We start from the raw sequence: 2,287 nt of genomic DNA on the forward strand, positions 1-2,287 counted from the left end.
GCCGCCCGCCTGCACACCATGCAGGAAGAACTGGTGCAGGCCAGCAAGCTTGCCCTGCTGGGCCAGGTCGCCGCCGGCGTTGCCCACGAGATCAATCAGCCCGTGGCCGCGATACGCGCCTATGCCGACAATGCGGCCGAATTCCTGCGCCGGCAGGATGATGACTCCGCACAGGAAAACCTGGGCACCATCGCCGCATTGACTGACAAGATCGGCCACATTACCGGCGAATTGCGCGCCTTTTCCCGCAAGGCCGGCGCCTCGGTAGGACCGACCAGCCTGAAAGACTGCCTGGAAGGCGCGCTGCTGCTGGTCGCGCCGCGCGCCCGGCGCCAGGGCATCGTGCTGCAACGGCCGCCCGAGGGTCAGAACTATTGCGTGCAGGCCAATCGCGTGCGGCTGGAACAGGTACTGGTGAATCTGCTGCAAAACGCCATGGAAGCCCAGGAAGGTCTGCCGGACGGCCGCATCGTCGTCGCGCTGCAGGACCTGGGCGCCACAGTGCAGATCTACGTCAGCGACAACGGCCCAGGCCTGTCTCCCGCTGCCCGTGCCCACCTGTTCACCCCGTTCCATACGACAAAGCCGGAGGGCTTGGGATTGGGCTTGGTCATCTGCCGCGACATCGTTGCGGAATTCGGCGGCGACTTGATCGCAGCTGGCCCTTCGGACCCGGCCTTTCCCGCTCCGCATGCCCCCGCCAATGGAGCCATGTTCATCCTGACATTGCGCAAGGCGCCTGACCAGGACAACGCTACGAGCCTTCATCATGACCCGCGCACCTGAACCCCCATCCAAGGCGACAAACGCCATCGACAGCAGCTCGCGTCAGCCGTTTGCGCCGCGCGCCCTATTCATCGACGACGACGAGGAACTGCTGCGCGCCAATGCCCAAACGCTCAAGCTCCATGGCATCGCCGTCGACGCCCACGCCCGCGCGCGCGCGGCGTTGCCGGCCCTGAACCGGGATTTCGACGGTGTGGTCGTGAGCGATATCCGCATGCCCGACATGGACGGCTTGCAGCTATTCCAGCGTCTGCGCGAAATCGATCCCGACATCCCTGTCATTCTGATCACCGGACACGGCGACATTCCGACCGCGGTGCAATGCATGCGTGATGGCGCCTACGATTTCCTTGCCAAGCCCTATGCCGCCGACAGGCTGATCACCGCCATCATGCACGCTGCGGAAAAGCGCCACCTGGTGCTCGAAAATCGCCGCCTGCGCGAAGCGGCCTTCGCGGTCGAAGCAGACGAGGTTCCTTTCATCGGCACGACACCCGCCATGCAGCGGATCAAGCAAACGCTGCGCCACATCGCGGATGCGGACGTGGATGTTCTGGTTGAAGGAGAAACCGGCACTGGCAAGGAAGTCGTGGCAACCGCACTGCACCGGTTGAGCCGCCGCAGGCACCGCGCGCTGGTCGCGATCAACTGCGGCGCCCTGCCCGAAAGCGTGATCGAAAGCGAACTCTTCGGCCACGAGGCAGGCGCGTTCACTGGCGCCCAAAAGAAACGCATCGGCCGCATCGAGCATGCCAGCGGCGGCACCCTGTTCCTGGATGAAATCGAGAGCATGCCGCTGGCCGTCCAGGTCAAGCTGCTGCGCGTCCTCGAGTCGCGCCAGATCACGCCTTTGGGCAGCAACGAGGTGCGCAACCTGGACTTGCGGGTGGTCGCCGCCACCAAGGAAGACCTGGGCAGCCCGGCCATACGCGCCAAATTCCGCGAGGACCTGTTCTACCGGCTGAATGTCGTCACCATCCGGATTCCACCCTTGCGCGAACGCCGTGAAGACATCCCGCTACTATTCGCCCACTATCTCGGCCATGCGTCGCGCCGCTTCCAGCGCGATATCCCAGAAATGCCGGCATCCATCAAGCAGCATGTGATGACACATGATTGGCCTGGCAACGTCCGTGAACTCGCGCACTTCGCCGAACGCGTCGTACTCGGCGTGTTGAATACGCCCGCCCCTCAAACCCTCGCCGAGTCTGGCGCCATCGAAAGCCTTCCCGAACGGATGGAGCGCTTCGAAGCCCAGCTTATCCGCGACACGCTCCGGACACACCAAGGCGATATCAAGGCCACGTTGGAGACCCTGGGCATCCCGCGCAAGACCTTCTACGACAAACTGCAGCGCCACGGCATCGACCGCCAACAATATACGCAGCAATAGGGCACGAGCGCCTCACGGGTTCTACGCACAAAAAATCCCTCGCAGGATCTTCCTGCGAGGGATTTTTCATGGGTTGTGGCCCTTGTCATCGCGCGCGCCATCCGGCGC

General features: G+C 63.8%; 2 protein-coding genes. Both read left to right on the forward strand.

Annotated features, from left to right (window positions below; genetic code table 11):
• Positions 1 to 786 (forward strand): sensor histidine kinase (locus IPU70_RS32655; RefSeq protein WP_242702808.1); only part of this gene is annotated, 786 nt, incomplete at its 5' end.
• A complete protein-coding gene (locus tag IPU70_RS32660) occupies positions 770 to 2,179 on the forward strand; it encodes a sigma-54 dependent transcriptional regulator (protein WP_242702809.1) in 1,410 nt (469 codons plus the stop codon). The genes IPU70_RS32655 and IPU70_RS32660, both read left to right, overlap by 17 nt.
• The last annotated feature ends 108 nt before the right edge of the window (positions 2,180 to 2,287 follow it).

This window comes from Achromobacter sp. SD115, assembly GCF_017355315.1.
GTDB lineage: Bacteria > Pseudomonadota > Gammaproteobacteria > Burkholderiales > Burkholderiaceae_B > Achromobacter > Achromobacter xylosoxidans_B.

Excerpts from the sequence above, each read along its gene's own strand:
- IPU70_RS32660 (WP_242702809.1), top strand. The coding sequence starts at position 770 with ATGACCCGCGCACCTGAACCCCCATCCAAGGCGACAAACGCCATCGAC.